The organism is Roseburia intestinalis L1-82, assembly GCF_900537995.1.
Classification (GTDB): Bacteria; Bacillota; Clostridia; order Lachnospirales; family Lachnospiraceae; genus Roseburia; species Roseburia intestinalis.
Window position 1 is genome coordinate 2,322,416 of sequence record NZ_LR027880.1, and the last position, 16,391, is coordinate 2,338,806.

The window sequence follows — 16,391 nt, forward strand, 5'->3', positions numbered from 1 at the left end:
TCCACTTTTAATACTCAATACTCGCAAGGTGCGGTACTTCAAACAACAGGAATATTCCCGATGCCTTGAATATAAAACCATGAGTCACACGAATGCTGGTGCTCCGGTGAGAGTGGATACTCTACTTTGTTTTCAACAACTATTATACTATACCACTTCAAAAAATCTCTGTCAAGTACTTTTTAAAGTTTAAGAATGTCCCCTGCTAAGACATTCTTAAACTTTCTATCCTGATATTAATTATTCCTGTGGAAGAATGTATTTACTGATCAGTTCATCTAAGGATACTGCCTGAGCAGAAAGCTCCTCACTGGTAGCAGAGGACTCCTGTGCGGTTGCGGAGTTTGCCTGAACAACCTCCGAAATCTGGTTGACACCCTGTTCTGCCTGATCCATGGCAGTTGCCTGATCTCTGGATACCTGGCTGATATTTTTGGAAGACTCTGCAATCTTGCCGATTCCTTCTACAACCGTTTCAATGGATGCTGCAGCTTTGTCTGCCGCCTTGTTTCCTTCTGCGATCTCCTCTAAGGATCCTTCGATCAGTTCTCTGGTATCTACTGCAGATTTTGTACTCTGCTCTGCTAACTGACGGATCTGGTCAGCAACAACCGCGAATCCTCTTCCTGCCTCTCCTGCTCTTGCTGCCTCAATGGAAGCATTTAAGGAAAGCAGGTTTGTCTGGGATGCGATATCCTCAATCTCAGAAATGATGTTCTCGATATTTTTGGATGTCTCGTTGATGCGTGTCATTGCATCTACCATTGCTGTCATCTGCGCACGGCTGTTGTCCGCTTCGTCTGCATACTGTTTTGCCTGTACATAGGACTCATGTGCCTGATCTGCAGCTTTTTCAATGTTCTCTGTGATGCTTGTGATCGTAGCCTGTAACTCTTCTACTGCACCTGCCTGCTCAGTAGCACCCTCTGCAAGACTCTGTGATGCCTCTGCAAGGTTTGTAGATCCTGCAGATACCTGGCTGGATGCATCTTCAATAGAACGTAATGTAACGATCATCTGATTCTTCATATCACGCATGGCAAGAAGTAATTTTTCAAATTCACCCTGATATACTTCCGGACAGTCTGATTTGATATCAAAGTTACCGCTTGCCATATCAGCAAGATGTTTGCCACAGTCAGCGATAACTATATTTAATGTTTCTTTCATCTCATTTGCTGTCTGGATTATGTCAGCCACCTCATCATGCGTATCTACTATCGGGAATGGATCTGTGAGGTTACCTTTTGCAAATGTTGTAAAACGGTCGCTTAACGCACCAAGAGGTACTGCGATTCCTTTTGCAATGGAACTTCCCATTCTCATTGCCTGTGCAAATGCAAATACAATACTTGCAACAATCACAATAAGGAAAATAATACTAATGGCAGAAAGTCTTGCCGCAAGGGAGTCTCCTTCGTTTATGTTTGCATCCAGCAAGTCCGCTGTAAGGCTGTAAACCTGCTCATACAATGGATCTACGGTATCGTTCATCATTTGCTGGGCTTTGATGCTGTCTTCATTGTCCGTGGAAGCGCCGATCTCCATCGCTTGGGCTTCTGCATCCCAGTACTGCTGAACAAGTGTGTTCACCTGCTCATAGAGATCTTTCTCAGTGCCTGTCACACAGGTGTTCGCAACTATAGCCCAGTAATCATCAAACTTCTGTTTCTTTTCATCATGTATCTGTTTCATGGTTGCGATCATATCAGTATCATTGTAACCAATCACACCGCGCGCTGCTGATCTCGCATCTGCAAAAACGATCATTGCCTTTCCGATATCACCCTGCGAAAAACCATAATTAGTAAGTGCATGTTTATACTGCGTAGATATAATAAGCATCATAATTGCTCCAATAACACCTGCAATGGATGCAAGCAGTGTAACGACTGTGAAACATTTTTTCAGCCGTTCCTGAATTTTTAGATTCTTATACATAATCTTTTCCTCCTGTTTGTGCGCTTTATTTACTATGTCTGTCAGGTATTGTCATCGATAAGCTGCTTTATCCCCTGCTGCTCGGACTGTGGCATCAGTTTTGACACCTCAAACATCACGATCAGCTGCTTATCATAGGATGCCACATCATTAAAGCAGCTCTGATTGGCATTCATGATTGTCGGCATCGGAATCACCTGTTTTTCATTTACATCAATGATCTCACGGACACTCTCTACTTCAAGACCAATCTTCATGCCATTCATACTTGCCACAATAACATTTTTTATATCCTGTTTTGGATATCCGAAATAGTCAGCAAGATTACATATCGGAACGATATCACCATGCAGATTCACGATTCCTTCGATATGCGCAGGTGCATTTGGAACACCTACCACACTCATTCTTGTTTCAATCGACTCGACATCATCCACTGGTATTCCAAACCGGACATTATTGAGCATAAACGTCAGTAATTGCATTCTCTCACCTTCTTTGCTGTATTTTTGCCTATAAAAAACCATCTTATGATTATTGTACCATTTTAGTAAAATATGTAAACTATTTTTTTATACTTTTTTTAATTTTTTGACAAATATATTTCATTCATGCTACGATAACACCATCTGCTGACTGTTTTTACAGTCACTTATTAATAATATGAAAGGACTTACAGACTATGGATAATAGAATTGTTGACCTGCACGTACATTCCACGGAATCAGATGGCACCTTTACTCCCACTGAGGTTATCGCAGAAGCCAAAAAAGCTGGTCTTTCCGCTATCGCCCTGACTGACCATGATACCGCCACAGGTATAAGAAAAGCTATGGGCGCCGCAAAGGAAGCCGGTATCGAGCTGATCCCGGGCATTGAGCTTTCCACTGCTTACACGTTTCCGGGAAAAAAACAGGAAAAGGAAATCCACATCGTCGGTCTCTACATTAACCCGGATGACCCGGAACTCTTAAAAATGACTGCTGAATTCCGCGAATGCCGGGATAAACGCAATGAAAAAATGATCGCTGCCCTGCAGGAAGAAGGATTTCCAATTACGATGGAAGCCCTTCTGGCAGCGAATCCGGACAGTGTCATTACGCGTGCAAACATCGCGCGTTTCCTTTATGAACATGGATGGATCAAATCCGTTTCCGAAGCCTTCGACAAATACATCGGCGATGGCTGCCGCTGCTATGTCGGACGTTTTAAAGTATCTCCCATGGAAGCCGTTTCCCTTATCAAAAGAACCGGAGGGATTGCCATCCTTGCACACCCGCTGCTTTATCATCTGGGTGTAGAACAGCTGCAGCTGCTGATTGACGACTTAAAAGCTGTGGGACTTGATGGCATCGAGGCAATCTACTCTACCTATACCACCGGGGAAGAACAGCTTGTCAAACGCATTGCAAAAGAAAACGACCTGCTTATCAGCGGCGGTTCTGATTTCCATGGTGAAAACAAACCCGCAATAAAGCTTGGAACCGGACGTGGGCATCTTTATATTCCATATTCTGTCCTGGCCGATATCAAAGCACGCGCCGGGAAGTAACACCATTTCACGGATTGCAAAAAATGTCTGTCCTATAAAATAAATTTCTCGATCACCTCGGCAATGGCGTCATGATTATTGTCATTTACTGTGACATAATCCGCTGCCGCCTTTGCTTTTTCGGTGGCATTCTTCACTGCGACCCCGATACAGGCCGTCTTTATCATCGGCACATCATTATCCTCATCCCCGACTGCAACCGTCGCATCCATCGGCATATTAAGGATCTTTGTCAGTTCTAAAATACCAGTTGCCTTGCTCGTATTTTTCGGACTGTACTCTAAATACTGACTGCTGGAAAAAAAGCTGTTACATTTTCCCTTTTCCCAGTTCAGATTTTTCTTTTGAAAACGCTCTAACTTGTCTCTCTGATCTAATGAGATCAGCATAACCTTCTGTGGTTCTTCCTCTAAAGCATCCAGGATATTTGGTGATATCTTATAAGAAATACGCGCCTGTTTCACATAGTAATCCAGTTCTTTCGTATGCTTTGTGGTAATAAGATCCGTGCTGTTATATGTCTGCACATACAGGCCCGCACGTTTTGCCTTATCAAAAAGTTCCTGCACAATCTCAATCGGCAGCGAACGCTTTAACAGTACACGGTCTGCTGCGCAGTCATAAAGTACTGCGCCATTAAATGCGATCATATAGCAGCCCGGTGTGTTTAACCCCAGTTCTCTTGCAACTTCTCTTGCTGTTTCAACCGGTCTTCCGGTTGCAAGTGCTATGTAATGCCCCGCCTCTAACATTCTGTGGATAGCCTCACGGTTTTTTTGCGTGATGCTTTTATCATCACACAATAATGTGGCATCCAGATCCACACATAAAATTTTGTGATTCATAAACCTCTCCCCTTCTTATCGGTAAAATACTGCTATTCTGCAGGTTCCGCCGGAATAAATACCCGTTCCCGGTACACATGATCCTGTTTCGGAACTGCTGCAACCGCTTCCTCACAGAACTGCATCTGTGAATTGACTAAAACTTTTCCTCTTTTATCAATTTTCTCATAATTTCCATCTGATTTCAAGAGATGAGCCTTTGTATTATCAGATAATTCAACTTCGAGAATGTGTTTTGCAGATTTTTTTGCCTCATCATCCAGAACAGGGAACAATATTTCAACACGGCGGTCCAAGTTACGCGGCATCCAGTCCGCACTTCCCATATACACCTCGTCTGCCCCGTTATTCTCAAACCAGAAAATTCTGCTGTGCTCTAAAAAATTTCCGACAATCGAGCGCACTTCTATATTTTCACTCACACCCTTGATGCCAACTTTTAAGCAACAGATACCACGCACGATCAGCTGAATTTTTACCCCTGCTGCCGATGCCTCATAAAGTGCCGCAATGATCCCCGGGTCACAGAGCGAATTCATTTTCGCGACAATGCGTGCCGGCTGTCCGCATTTCGCATGTGCTGTCTCTCTGCCGATCAGTTTCATAAATTTATTACGAAGCCAGATCGGTGCCAGGGAAAGTTCATTCCAGGAAAGCGGTTCGGAATAACCGGACAGCATGTTAAATACCGCTGTCGCATCTTCGCCGATCGCCTCGTTACAGGTAAAAATTCCACAGTCAGTATATAATTTTGCCGTCGAATCGTTATAGTTTCCGGTTCCAAGATGAACATATCTGCGGATACCGTCCTCCTCCCTGCGGACAACAAGCGCAATCTTACTGTGCGTTTTCAGACCCACCAGTCCATAGATAACATGGCAGCCTGCCTGCTCAAGTTTTTTTGCCCAGACGATGTTATTCTCCTCATCAAAACGTGCTTTTAACTCCACTAAAACCGATACCTGTTTACCATTTTCCGCTGCCTGTGCCAAAGATGCAATGATCGGCGAATTGCCGCTGACACGGTAAAGTGTCTGTTTGATTGCAAGAACATCCGGGTCTGATGCCGCCTGACGGATAAAATCAACGACCGGATCAAAGGTCTGATAAGGATGATGTAAGAAGATATCGCCCTTCCGGATCAATTCAAAGATATTTTCTCCCGGTTCGATCTTTGGATTTTTCTGCGGCGTATACGGTTTATAGCGCAGATGATCACAGCCGGGAAGTCCATACATTTTCATCAGAAATGTCAGATCGATCGGCCCCTGGATACAGAAGATATCTTCTTCTGCAACTTTCAGTTCATCCTTTAAGAAACGCAGCAGGCGTTTGTCAATTCCACTCTCCACCTCAAGACGGATCACTTCTCCCCACTGTCTCATTTTTAACTGTTTCTGTATCTCTTTTAACAGATCCTCCGCCTCGTCCTCATCGATCGTCAGATCGGCATTCCGCATGATACGGTACGGATAAGCACAGAGCACTTCATAATTTAAGAACAGTTTGTCAATATTTTTCTCGATGATCTGCTCTAACAGAATAAAACATTTTGCATTTTCTTCCTCTGACGGGATCTGTACCAGTCTCGGAAGGACCCCCGGAACCTGTACCGTTGCAAAATCCAGTTCCTGTTTTTCGCTCTTTGTATTCTTTTTAGAAAGAAGTGCCGCAATATTTAACGTCTTATTGCGGATCAGCGGAAACGGACGCGATGCATCTACCGCCATCGGTGTCAGTACCGGATAGACATTTTCCTCAAAATAACGGTCCACAAACTTTTTCTGTTCCTCAGTCAGATCTTCAAACGCATCTATAATATGGATCTGTTCTTTCTTAAGTAACGGAAGCAGCGACCTGTTATAAGTGTTGTACTGCAGATCTACCATCTCCCTTGTTTTTTCGTTGATGGCAGCAAGCTGTTCTGAAGCCGTCATTCCGGCAATGTCTTTCTTCTTATAGTTAGCATGTACCATATCTTTTAAGGAAGCAACACGCACCATGTAAAATTCATCCAGATTTGAGGAAGTGATACTGACAAATTTCAGGCGTTCCAAAAGCGGGATACTCTTATCGCGTGCTTCATTTAATACGCGGTTATCAAATTTTAACCAGCTTAATTCTCTGTTTTCGTAATACTGTGGATTTTTAAAATCTTTTTCTTTTTCCATAGTGTCCTCCATTTAATACACACGTTTCTCCTTTACCACCGGTTTTATGCTGAATATGTTTTCAAAGTAAGAAACCTTCGCATCAAACAGTGCTTTTTCCAGTGCGATATCATCATCTGTCTCGATTGTGATCACCAGTTCTTTTCCTTTTACTGCTGCACGCACATTTTTGAATTTCTGCTTATGGCTGCGGTCCATCGCATTGGATACGCGTAAAATTGCAGAAAGTTTTGCAATGACAACATAACTCTCACGGCTGATATCACTCTCAAAATCTTCATAGGCCGGCAGCGGATAGGTATTGTATAAAACCGTATACGCCACGATCTCACGTTCCATATGTGTAAGACCGATGATTTCCGACGCCATAATAATGTCATAGGAACACAGCGGTCCGTTTGCAAGACTGATATACTTTCCGCAGTCATGCAGGATTGCTGCCACCTGAAGTAAAAGCCGCTCTCTCTTTCCCAGTCCATGGATTTTTTTCATTGTGTCAAAAATCAGCGTTGCCATCTGTGTCAGTGCATCAATATGCGGTGAGTAGCTCATATAGCGGGCGGACAGATTCCTTGCAGCCGAGATGACATCTGCATCAAAATCATGGACCGGTTTGCATAGCTTATGCTTCTGTGCATAATCATATGCAATACCATCGCTCACAATGACACCCGGTGCCCAGATTTTTTCGGCTTTCATTTTGCGCGCCATGCATTTAAAAATGATCATGTACGGAATGATCAGGGAATCATTTTCATTTGATAAATTTAATTCTTCCGAAATCTGTTCCACAGTCTTTTTGTCAAGATCATCCAGAAATGCCAGAAAATCATTGGTTTCCATCAGATTTTCATGTTTCTTCCCGGTGACTTTTCCGGCAACCTCCATGATATAATCTCCGATTATGATCAGATTCTTCACTTTCACCTGTTCCGTGAACATTGCCATAAACACATTTAACTCTTTTTCTACCAGTTCTTCAATCTGCAGCTCATACTGCTCTAAGCTGCAGCTTTTTTTTGCAAGCTGTTCCTGCATGCGTATGGTGCCAAGTCCAAGATGCTGTGTCGTAATGACTTTGCCCTTTGAAAAGATTGTGATCTGCATGCCGCCGCCACCGACATCCACGACTGCTGCCCCCGTTTTGATCAGTTCCTCAAACTCACTTCGCATCGCAACCGATTTGTAGCTGATAAAGCGGTGTTCCGAGTTGCTTAAAACATGTACCGTCAGTCCGGTACGGATGCGGATCTGGTCTAAGATGAACAATTCATTGCTCACATCGCGGAGTGCTGCAGCCGCATATGCCTCGTAGCCATCCACCTGATACTCTTTCATGATCTTCGTGAACTGCTCTAACGTGTCACAGAGTGCTTCCACCAGCTCATATCCGATCACACCGCGTGAATACGCATCCCGCCCAAGCTCGATCCTGCTTCTGATATAATCAATTTTGCGGATGTTTTTTCTGGCAGAGATCTCAAAAATTTTCAGGCTCACCTCATAAGAGCCGATATAAATCGCTGCAAATGTATGAATTGCCATATTTTATCCTCCTGCTTCATGCGTACATGTTATTCCTGTTTTCCAAGCAGATAATTAATAAACTGCTGTGCTGTTCTTCCGGAGAGTCCGCCGTGGGCAAGTTCCCATTTATTTGCCTCGGCAAGAAGTGTCTCCTCATCCATGGTGATACCGTTTTTCTCTGCAAGGGATACCACGATATGCTGGAATTCTTTTTTGCCCGGTGCACCAAAATAAATGGAAACGCCAAATCTTGCATACAGAGACAACTTTTCCTGTACGGTATCGGAAGTATGCATGTCCTCTCTCACTTCCTCTTTGTCGGAGAATGTCTCGCGGATCAGATGACGTCTGTTTGAGGTCGCATAGATCAAAACATTGTCCGGTTTCTTCTCAAGTCCTCCCTCGATCACTGCTTTTAAGTATTTATACTCGATCTCAAATTCCTCAAATGACAGATCATCCATATAAATGATAAATTTGTAATTGCGGTTTTTGATCTGTGCGATCACATCATTTAAGTCGCAGAACTGATGCTTGTACACCTCGATCAGACGCAGTCCCCTGTCATAATACTGATTGGCGATTGCCTTAATACTGGTGGACTTTCCTGTTCCTGCATCTCCGTAAAGCAGGCAGTTATTTGCCTCCTTTCCGCGGACAAAGCTCTCTGTATTGTCGATCAGTTTCTGTTTTGCGATCTCATATCCGACCAGATCATCTAATTTTACATGTGCAATGTTTGTGATCGGTACGATCTGTGCTCCATCCTCTTTATGCAGCACACGAAATGCTTTATGTAAGCCTAATTTTCCAACACCAAATTCTCCGTAGAACTCTGTAACAGCATCCTTAAAATCACCTGCATCTGCCGCCTGCTCTAATTTTACTGTCAGTTCACAGATACGGTCACGGATTCTTTTATTAAAAAGCTTTCCGCTGTCGCCTGCACTCTCATAATGAAGCAGTGCATCCATGCAGTCGATCTCATAATCTTTTGCCAGCTCTGTAAAATCAAAATCAAATAAATCTTTCATGATCTTAAAATCATGCAGTGCAATCTGATTGACGGAGCCTTCCATACCACCCCGGATCTCACATCCACGGCTGTATGCGTTCTCGTTATTGACCAGAATAAATGCAATAAAATTATGCCAGAGATTTCCTTTAAATCCATGACTTACTGCAAGTTCGGACAACTGGTTAAAACATTCGTAAAGCAGTGCCTCGATATCCTCTCTGTTATAATATTCATTCTCATAGTTTTCCATGATCCATGCCATGTTATAAAATAATTTTCCATTTTCAAAGTTTTTATATAAGATCAGGTTTTTTGTACTTTTCATGTTTTGCTCCATTTCTTCGTGTGCAAATCTTATTTCCACACATTTCTTTCGTTCTAATAATTTCCAAGAATCTTAAGTCCAAGCGTTTCCTCTGCCAGACCTCTTAAGGCATTCTGCACTGCTGCATCATTTAAATTACCCTCAAAGTCGACAAAGAAACGGTACTCCCAGTTTTTCCCCTGTACCGGTCTTGATTCAATGTGGTTCATGTTGATGCCATTGTAAATAAAATGGGACAGCATATGGTAAAGGGAACCACTCTCATGCATACCTTCAAAGCAGATACTGATCTTTTCCGCCTTTGAAGTGAAAACGCGTTTGCCGGATACGATAATAAAACGGGTTGCATTCATCCTATTATCCTGAATACATTCATCCAGCACTTTCAGTCCATAGATATCAGCAGTCAGGCTGCTTGCGATCGCCGCCTTATGTTTTTTGCCGTCCTCTTTTACTTTTTTTGCCGCCATGGCAGTATTTTTCAGACTATGTTTTTCCCATTCCCGGTGGCTCTCAAGATATCTGCCGCACTGCATCAGTGCCTGCGGGTGGGAATAGACATCCGTGATATCGGAAAGTTCTGCATCCGGAAGTCCAAGCAGTGCATGATTGATCTGGATAATCTGCTCCCCGACGATGCAGTTATCGTATTCTACCATCAGGTCATAATTTTCAGATACGATGCCCGCTGAAGAATTCTCAATCGGAAGCACCGCATAATCTGCCTCTCCGTTTTTGATCGCCTCCATGGCATCACGCCAGGTTTCCACATGATAACTGTCCGTCTGCTCTCCAAAGTACTCTCTCAATGCAAGCTGGCTGTACGCACCCTCTGTCCCCTGAAACACAATACGCGCATTGTGATAATCTAAACTTTCCACTTCTGTAAAATCCGGTTTTTCATACATTCCATGCGCTGTCAAAAGCTGATACTGGCGTTTTCTGCTCATCGACATAATCTGCTCAAACAATTCACGGATCCCGTGTTTATTAAAATCTGTTTTGCCAAGTGCTGTCAGCGTTGCAAGTTTTGAATCTTCGCGTTCTTTATCAAATACTTTTTTGCCGGTATTGATCTTATATTCTGCAACACCCGCAGCAATCTCCATTCTCTCCTGATATAAATCTACGATCTGTCTGTCAATGACATCGATCTGGTCTCTTAATTCTTTTAAATCTTTCATGGATTCCACCTTTATTTTTAGTATTACTTCTACTATATTACATTAACGTAGCAATATCAAGGGCAGAAAAAGTCATATTCCATATGAAAAATATAGTATTCGTGCTCTGAAAATGCTATAATAAACACAGATGAGAAGCAAATCAAACACATTGTCACGTCAGCATAAAATGCTCTCAGAATGGAGGCCTTATGAAAAAAGTTATCACGATTCTCTTAATTATCCTCGTACTCGCCGCCGGTGTCGGTTTTGGTGTCTACCACCACAAATCAAACGAGACAAAATTCAATGACGATTACATAAACGGCAACACGGCTGGCAATCTCTACAATGCCGGCATCTTCTGCACAGCAGCCGACGGCACGATTTATTTTGCAAACCCTTCCGACAGCAGCAAACTATACTCAATGAACAGCGACGGTTCAGACCTTACAAAGATTTCTGATGATGTTGCCACCTTTATCAATGCAGATGACAATTATATTTACTATGTGCGCAACAATCCGGTTTTTACAGAACCATTTTCATTTTTGACAATCAACACAGACAGCCTCTGCCGGCTTGACCGCAGCAAGCATAAAAAAAGCATTCTCCTTGATTCTTCCGCGAGTCTTTATGCCTCTTTAGTCGGAAATAAGGTTTATTACCTTCACTATGATGACAAAGACTTTACCACTTTCTATGAAGTCGGCATCGACGGGGCAGACAGTCATCAGGTAGACAAGACACCGTACCGTCCATGCTCCGTCGTCGGACAGTACATTTATTTCAATGGCGTATCAAACGATCACAATATCTGGCGTTTTGACACTGTTACTGACACCTCGGAGCTCGTTCTGAAAGGCAATTATTACATGCCAGCCGTAATCGGTGATACGATCTTTTTCTTGGACAATGAAAATAATTATACACTTGCAAGCACAGATCTCTCCGGCAGTTCGGCCATCACAACACTCAGCGACGACCGCATTGACTGTTATAACATTACAGGGAACTATATTTATTTCCAGCGCAACAGTACAAGCACTCCGGCACTCTGCCGGATGAAAACCGACGGCAGTGATTACACCGTGATCGCAGAAGGCAATTATACCAACATCAATGCGACGGAAACAGATGTCTATTTCAGGGATTTTGCTTCCGGCGTTATGTATAAGACACCGATTGCTGATCCGTCTGATGTTGAGATCTTTAATCCGGGAACTGGTTCTTCTGACAAATGATCCTGCACCGGATCCACAGTTTCGTTTTATGTTCAAAAAAACACAGGGGACTTCCGTTATCCCCTGTGTTTTTTCTATGCAAAATCAAACAGTGAGAGCTGATTGGACTCCGGCATATCACCGAGCAGTCCTAAATCTCCCATCAGATCAATGACCGTCTTAGTTGCCTTTGTTCTCTGTCTGAAATCGTCTCTGGATAAGAATTTTCCATCTTTTGCCGCTTCCGCCACAGCGATCGCAGCATTATCTCCCATACCGTCGATCGTATTTAATGCCGGCATCAGTTTTCCGTCAATGATCTGGAAACGGTCCGGTTTTGCACGGTAAATATCGATCGGTGTGAAATCAAATCCCCGCGCATACATTTCCTGTACAATCTTCATGTCACGGTATACATCCTGTTCCTTCTTGGAAAGCGAATCTTTTCTGCGCTCATAATCTTTCTGGAAATAGGTAAGGCGCTCTCTTCCCTGACACATGATCTCATAGTTGAATCCAGTCGCACGGATTGAAAAATATGCCGCATAATAGGCAAGCGGATAATATACTTTACAGTATGCGATACGCCATGCCATCATAACGTAAGCCGCCGCATGTGCTTTCGGGAACATGTATTTAATCTTTAAACATGAATCAATGTACCACTCCGGCACGTCATGTGCACGCATCTCTTCTTTCCACTCTTCCTTTAGTCCTTTTCCTTTTCGAACCGACTCCATGATCGTAAAGGACTGCTCACTGTCAAGTCCCATCTGGATCAGATAGATCATGATATCATCTCGCGTACAGATCGCAGTGGAAATCGTTGCCAGTCCCTGTTCGATTAAAGTCTGCGCATTGCCGAGCCAAACGTCTGTACCATGGGACAGACCGGAGATACGGATCAGATCCGAAAACTCCTGCGGCTTGGCATCGATAACCATCTGCATGGCGAACTCTGTACCAAACTCCGGAATACCGAGACATCCAAGCGGGATCCCGCCGATATCCTCCGGCGTAACACCAAGCGCTGACGTATTTTTAAACAAAGACATGACCGCCTCATCATCAAGCGGGATCGTAACCGGATCGATTCCCGTTAAGTCCTGCAACATACGGATCATGGTCGGATCATCGTGCCCGAGAATATCGAGTTTCAACAGGTTGTGGTCGATCGAGTGGTAATCAAAATGTGTGGTGACTGTCGCAGTCGTCATATCGTTTGCCGGATGCTGTACCGGGGTAAAAGTATTGATCTCCTCTCCCACCGGAAGTACAACGATACCTCCCGGATGCTGTCCGGTCGTTCTGCGGACGCCGACACATCCCTGTACAATACGGTCGATCTCACAGTTTCTCTTGTGGATGCCGCGCTCCTCGTAATAATTCTTGATATAACCGAATGCCGTTTTATCGGCAAGTGTACCGATCGTACCGGCACGGAAGGTCTGTCCGTAACCGAAAATAACCTCACAGTACGCATGCGCTTTACTCTGGTACTCACCGGAGAAGTTCAAGTCGATATCCGGCTCCTTATTTCCCTTGAATCCAAGGAATGTCTCAAACGGGATATCAAATCCGTCCTTGACTAGTTTTTCGCCGCAGACCGGACAAATCTTATCCGGCATATCACAGCCGCTCCTGCCGGAAAATGCCTTGACCTCCGGCGAATCAAAATCACTGTATTTACAATTTGGGCAGCGATAATGTGCCTGGAGTGGATTGACCTCCGTGATACCGGACATTGTCGCCGCAAAGGACGAACCTACTGAACCACGCGATCCTACCAGATATCCATCCTCGTTTGACTTCCATACCAGTTTCTGTGCAATGATGTACATAACCGCATATCCGTTGGAAATAATAGAGTTCAACTCACGATCCAGACGCTCCTTTACGATTGCAGGAAGCTCTTCGCCATACATACTGTGTGCCTTGGTATAACAGATATCACGCAGCATCTGGTCAGAATTTTCGATGACCGGCGGACATTTATCCGGGCGCACAGGTGCGATCTTCTCACACATATCCGCGATCTTGTTCGGGTTAGTAATGACGACTTCCTCCGCTTTTGCCGAGCCAAGATATTCAAATTCCTTTAGCATCTCCTCTGTCGTTCGAAGGTAAAGCGGCGCCTGGTCATCCGCATCCTTAAATCCTTTTCCCGCCATGATGATACGGCGGTAAATCTCATCCTCCGGGTCAAGGAAATGCACGTCACAGGTCGCAACAACCAGTTTTCCAAACGTTTCTCCCAGTTTTACAATACGGCGGTTGATATCCTGCAGTTCCTCGATCGTGCTGACGGATTCCTTGTCGCTTTTTAACATAAACTCATTATTGCCAAGCGGCTGGATTTCTAAATAATCATAAAATTTTACCAGTCTTATGATTTCCTCCTCCGGCCGTCCACCCACGATTGCACGGTAGAGTTCTCCCGCCTCACATGCTGATCCAAGCAGCAATCCTTCACGGTATTTTACAAACTCACTCTTTGGAATACGCGGTCTCTTGTTATAGTAGGTCAGATGTGACAGAGAAATCAGACGGTACAGATTGATGCGCCCGATATCGTTTGTCGCAAGAATGATCGCATGATAAGTGTTCATTTTCATGATGGTCTCCGGCGAAGCCTGTCCCATCTGGTTGACCTGATCTAAGGTTTCCATGCCACGGTCGTGGAGCATCTTTACAAATTTTACAAAGATCTCCGCCGTACATCCCGCATCATCCACGGCACGGTGGTGATTCTCCAGAGAAACTCCCAGCGCTTTTGCTACAGTATCGAGTTTAAAACGGTTTAACTGTGGCAGCAAAATTCGTGCTAAAGCAACCGTATCAATGATCGTAAACTCTTTCTCGATTCCCTGTCTCTCACAGTTTTTGATGATAAAACTCATATCAAAATCTGCATTGTGTGCGACCATGATTGCATCCCCACAGAACTCCATAAACTGTGGCAGGATCGTCTCTATCTTCGGTGCATCGATCACCATATCGTCTCGGATGGAAGTCAGTTCCTCGATCCGGTACGGGATCGGCACTTCCGGGTTGACGAACGTAGAAAAACGTTCTGTGATCTCGCCGTGCACCACTTTCACTGCACCGATCTCTATGATCTTATTTTTATCCGGCGAAAATCCGGTCGTCTCAAGGTCAAACACCACATAGGTATCATCGAGATTCTGGTTTTTTGAGTTGGTGATGATATCCTTTAAATCATCCACCAAATATGCCTCCACACCATAGATCACCTTGAAGTCATCATCCGGTGAGATCGCATGGTTTGCATCCGGGAACGCCTGTACATCCCCATGGTCGGTGATAGCAATCGCCTTATGACCCCATTTCATCGCACGCTTTACGATATCTTTTACCTCAGAGACACCATCCATATCGCTCATCTTGGTATGACAGTGAAGCTCTACGCGTTTCTCCGGGCTCGTATCCATACGGACTGAGGTAAAATCCGGGATTTTTTTGATGCCGACGATCGAACCTATCGTAAGCTCACTGTCAAATTTGTCGATGGTCGTGACGCCTTTGATCTTTAGGAAAGCACCTTTTTTCACCCCCTCAAGCAATTCCGGAAGCTGGTCATTTCTGGTAAAAATCTTTAAAACAATGGAGTCCGTGAAATCCGTGACTGACATGATCACGATCGTTTTTTCATTACGGATCTCTCTCGTCTCAAGTGTCATGACCTGACAGCGTATCGTAACCTCTCCCATCTCCCCGACAATCTTCTCGATTAGGATCGTCTCATCTTCAAAATCTTTTCCATAGAGCACATCCGGGTTATCTGATTTTTTATATCCACCGTAGGATCCGCCATCATATTTTTTGCGGAATTCTTTTTTACCAAACGAATTTTCTCCCTTTCCGTTCGCGTTTCCTGCATTATTTCCTGCAGCAGATTCTTTTGAATGATTTTGTTCCTTTGTGGCAGTTTTCATGGATGTATCAGCCGTCTGTACTTCTTCCGCCTTTGCCGGTGCACTCTCCTCATGAAGCTGTACACGTTTTAAAATATTTTTGATTTCAAACTGGATCTGTAAATCACTGTTTTTCTTGTGTTTGCTCTCTTTCGGTTCCTCAAAAGCAAGTTCTACGGAAAGGTCAAGTCCACAGCGTTCACACACCACTTTCTCTAAAAATTCAACGATCTCATGTGATCTGGTCTGTGCAATGATCGTGTTTTCAAGAGTCAGGAGCAGATGGGAATCTCCTGTAAACTCCATTTTGGCGGAGCGCAGCAGATTATATTCCATCAGACTGTAATTTTTTAATTCCTCTAAAATACTGTCCTTATACAGATCCATCAGTTTTTCTGCAGTATACTGCTCTGACAACTGGTATTTTTCAATGACTTTAACGTCCATATGCCGGTTTTTAAAAATCTGATCATGTATGTTTTTTTCCAGCTGATAGATATTCTTTTTATGGATAAGACGTGTTCCATTTAAATAGATACGGATATGATCTTTCTCATGATTCATTCCGACCTTGGTAACTTCCGTCTCTGATAACAGTTTTTTCATATCTCCATTCACTTCCAGTGTCGGAAATACATCAAAAAACATTTTTGTCATGTTTTACCCAACTCCAACTTACTTAATTGTTGCT

At 43.8% G+C, this 16,391-nt stretch carries 10 protein-coding genes; 2 read left to right on the plus strand and 8 right to left on the minus strand.

Annotated elements, in window-relative coordinates:
• Positions 1-240: 240 nt before the first annotated feature.
• Both RIL182_RS10860 and RIL182_RS10865 read right to left on the minus strand, forming a co-directional pair.
• Positions 241-1,941 carry a methyl-accepting chemotaxis protein gene (locus RIL182_RS10860; protein ID WP_006858926.1) on the minus strand — a complete coding sequence of 567 codons (1,701 nt, stop codon included), beginning with the start codon at positions 1,939-1,941 and terminating at the stop codon, positions 241-243.
• Positions 1,942-1,982: 41 nt separating this feature from the next.
• The gene (locus tag RIL182_RS10865) at positions 1,983-2,426 is read right to left on the minus strand and encodes a chemotaxis protein CheW (protein ID WP_015560470.1); all 444 of its coding nucleotides are present in this window, start codon (positions 2,424-2,426) and stop codon (positions 1,983-1,985) included.
• Positions 2,427-2,623: 197 nt separating this feature from the next.
• Between RIL182_RS10865 and RIL182_RS10870 the strand changes: the two genes are divergently transcribed.
• Complete coding sequence (locus RIL182_RS10870; protein WP_134523305.1) at positions 2,624-3,493, plus strand: PHP domain-containing protein; 870 nt, start codon at positions 2,624-2,626, stop codon at positions 3,491-3,493.
• Positions 3,494-3,525: 32 nt separating this feature from the next.
• Here RIL182_RS10870 and RIL182_RS10875 read toward each other — a convergent pair whose 3' ends face one another.
• The 5 genes from RIL182_RS10875 to pheA are packed head-to-tail and all read right to left on the minus strand — an operon-like array spanning position 3,526 to position 10,563.
• Complete coding sequence (locus RIL182_RS10875; protein WP_015520466.1) at positions 3,526-4,338, minus strand: Cof-type HAD-IIB family hydrolase; 813 nt, start codon at positions 4,336-4,338, stop codon at positions 3,526-3,528.
• A gap of 32 nt (positions 4,339-4,370) precedes the next feature.
• Positions 4,371-6,509, minus strand: coding sequence for an RNA degradosome polyphosphate kinase (locus RIL182_RS10880; protein WP_022113049.1), 2,139 nt, complete (start codon positions 6,507-6,509; stop codon positions 4,371-4,373).
• Positions 6,510-6,521: 12 nt separating this feature from the next.
• Complete coding sequence (locus tag RIL182_RS10885) at positions 6,522-8,054, minus strand: Ppx/GppA phosphatase family protein (RefSeq protein WP_006858918.1); 1,533 nt, start codon at positions 8,052-8,054, stop codon at positions 6,522-6,524.
• Positions 8,055-8,083: 29 nt separating this feature from the next.
• A complete protein-coding gene (locus RIL182_RS10890; protein ID WP_015520465.1) occupies positions 8,084-9,379 on the minus strand; it encodes an ATP-binding protein in 1,296 nt (431 codons plus the stop codon).
• Between the two features lie 53 nt (positions 9,380-9,432).
• Complete coding sequence (gene pheA, locus RIL182_RS10895) at positions 9,433-10,563, minus strand: prephenate dehydratase (protein WP_118597014.1); 1,131 nt, start codon at positions 10,561-10,563, stop codon at positions 9,433-9,435.
• Between the two features lie 191 nt (positions 10,564-10,754).
• Here pheA and RIL182_RS10900 point away from each other — a divergent pair, with 191 nt between their 5' ends.
• The gene (locus RIL182_RS10900; RefSeq protein ID WP_006858915.1) at positions 10,755-11,786 is read left to right on the plus strand and encodes a DUF5050 domain-containing protein; all 1,032 of its coding nucleotides are present in this window, start codon (positions 10,755-10,757) and stop codon (positions 11,784-11,786) included.
• Positions 11,787-11,860: 74 nt separating this feature from the next.
• Here the strand turns inward: RIL182_RS10900 and RIL182_RS10905 are convergent, their stop codons facing one another.
• Positions 11,861-16,357, minus strand: coding sequence for a PolC-type DNA polymerase III (locus tag RIL182_RS10905; protein ID WP_134523308.1), 4,497 nt, complete (start codon positions 16,355-16,357; stop codon positions 11,861-11,863).
• Between the last annotated feature and the right edge of the window lie 34 nt (positions 16,358-16,391).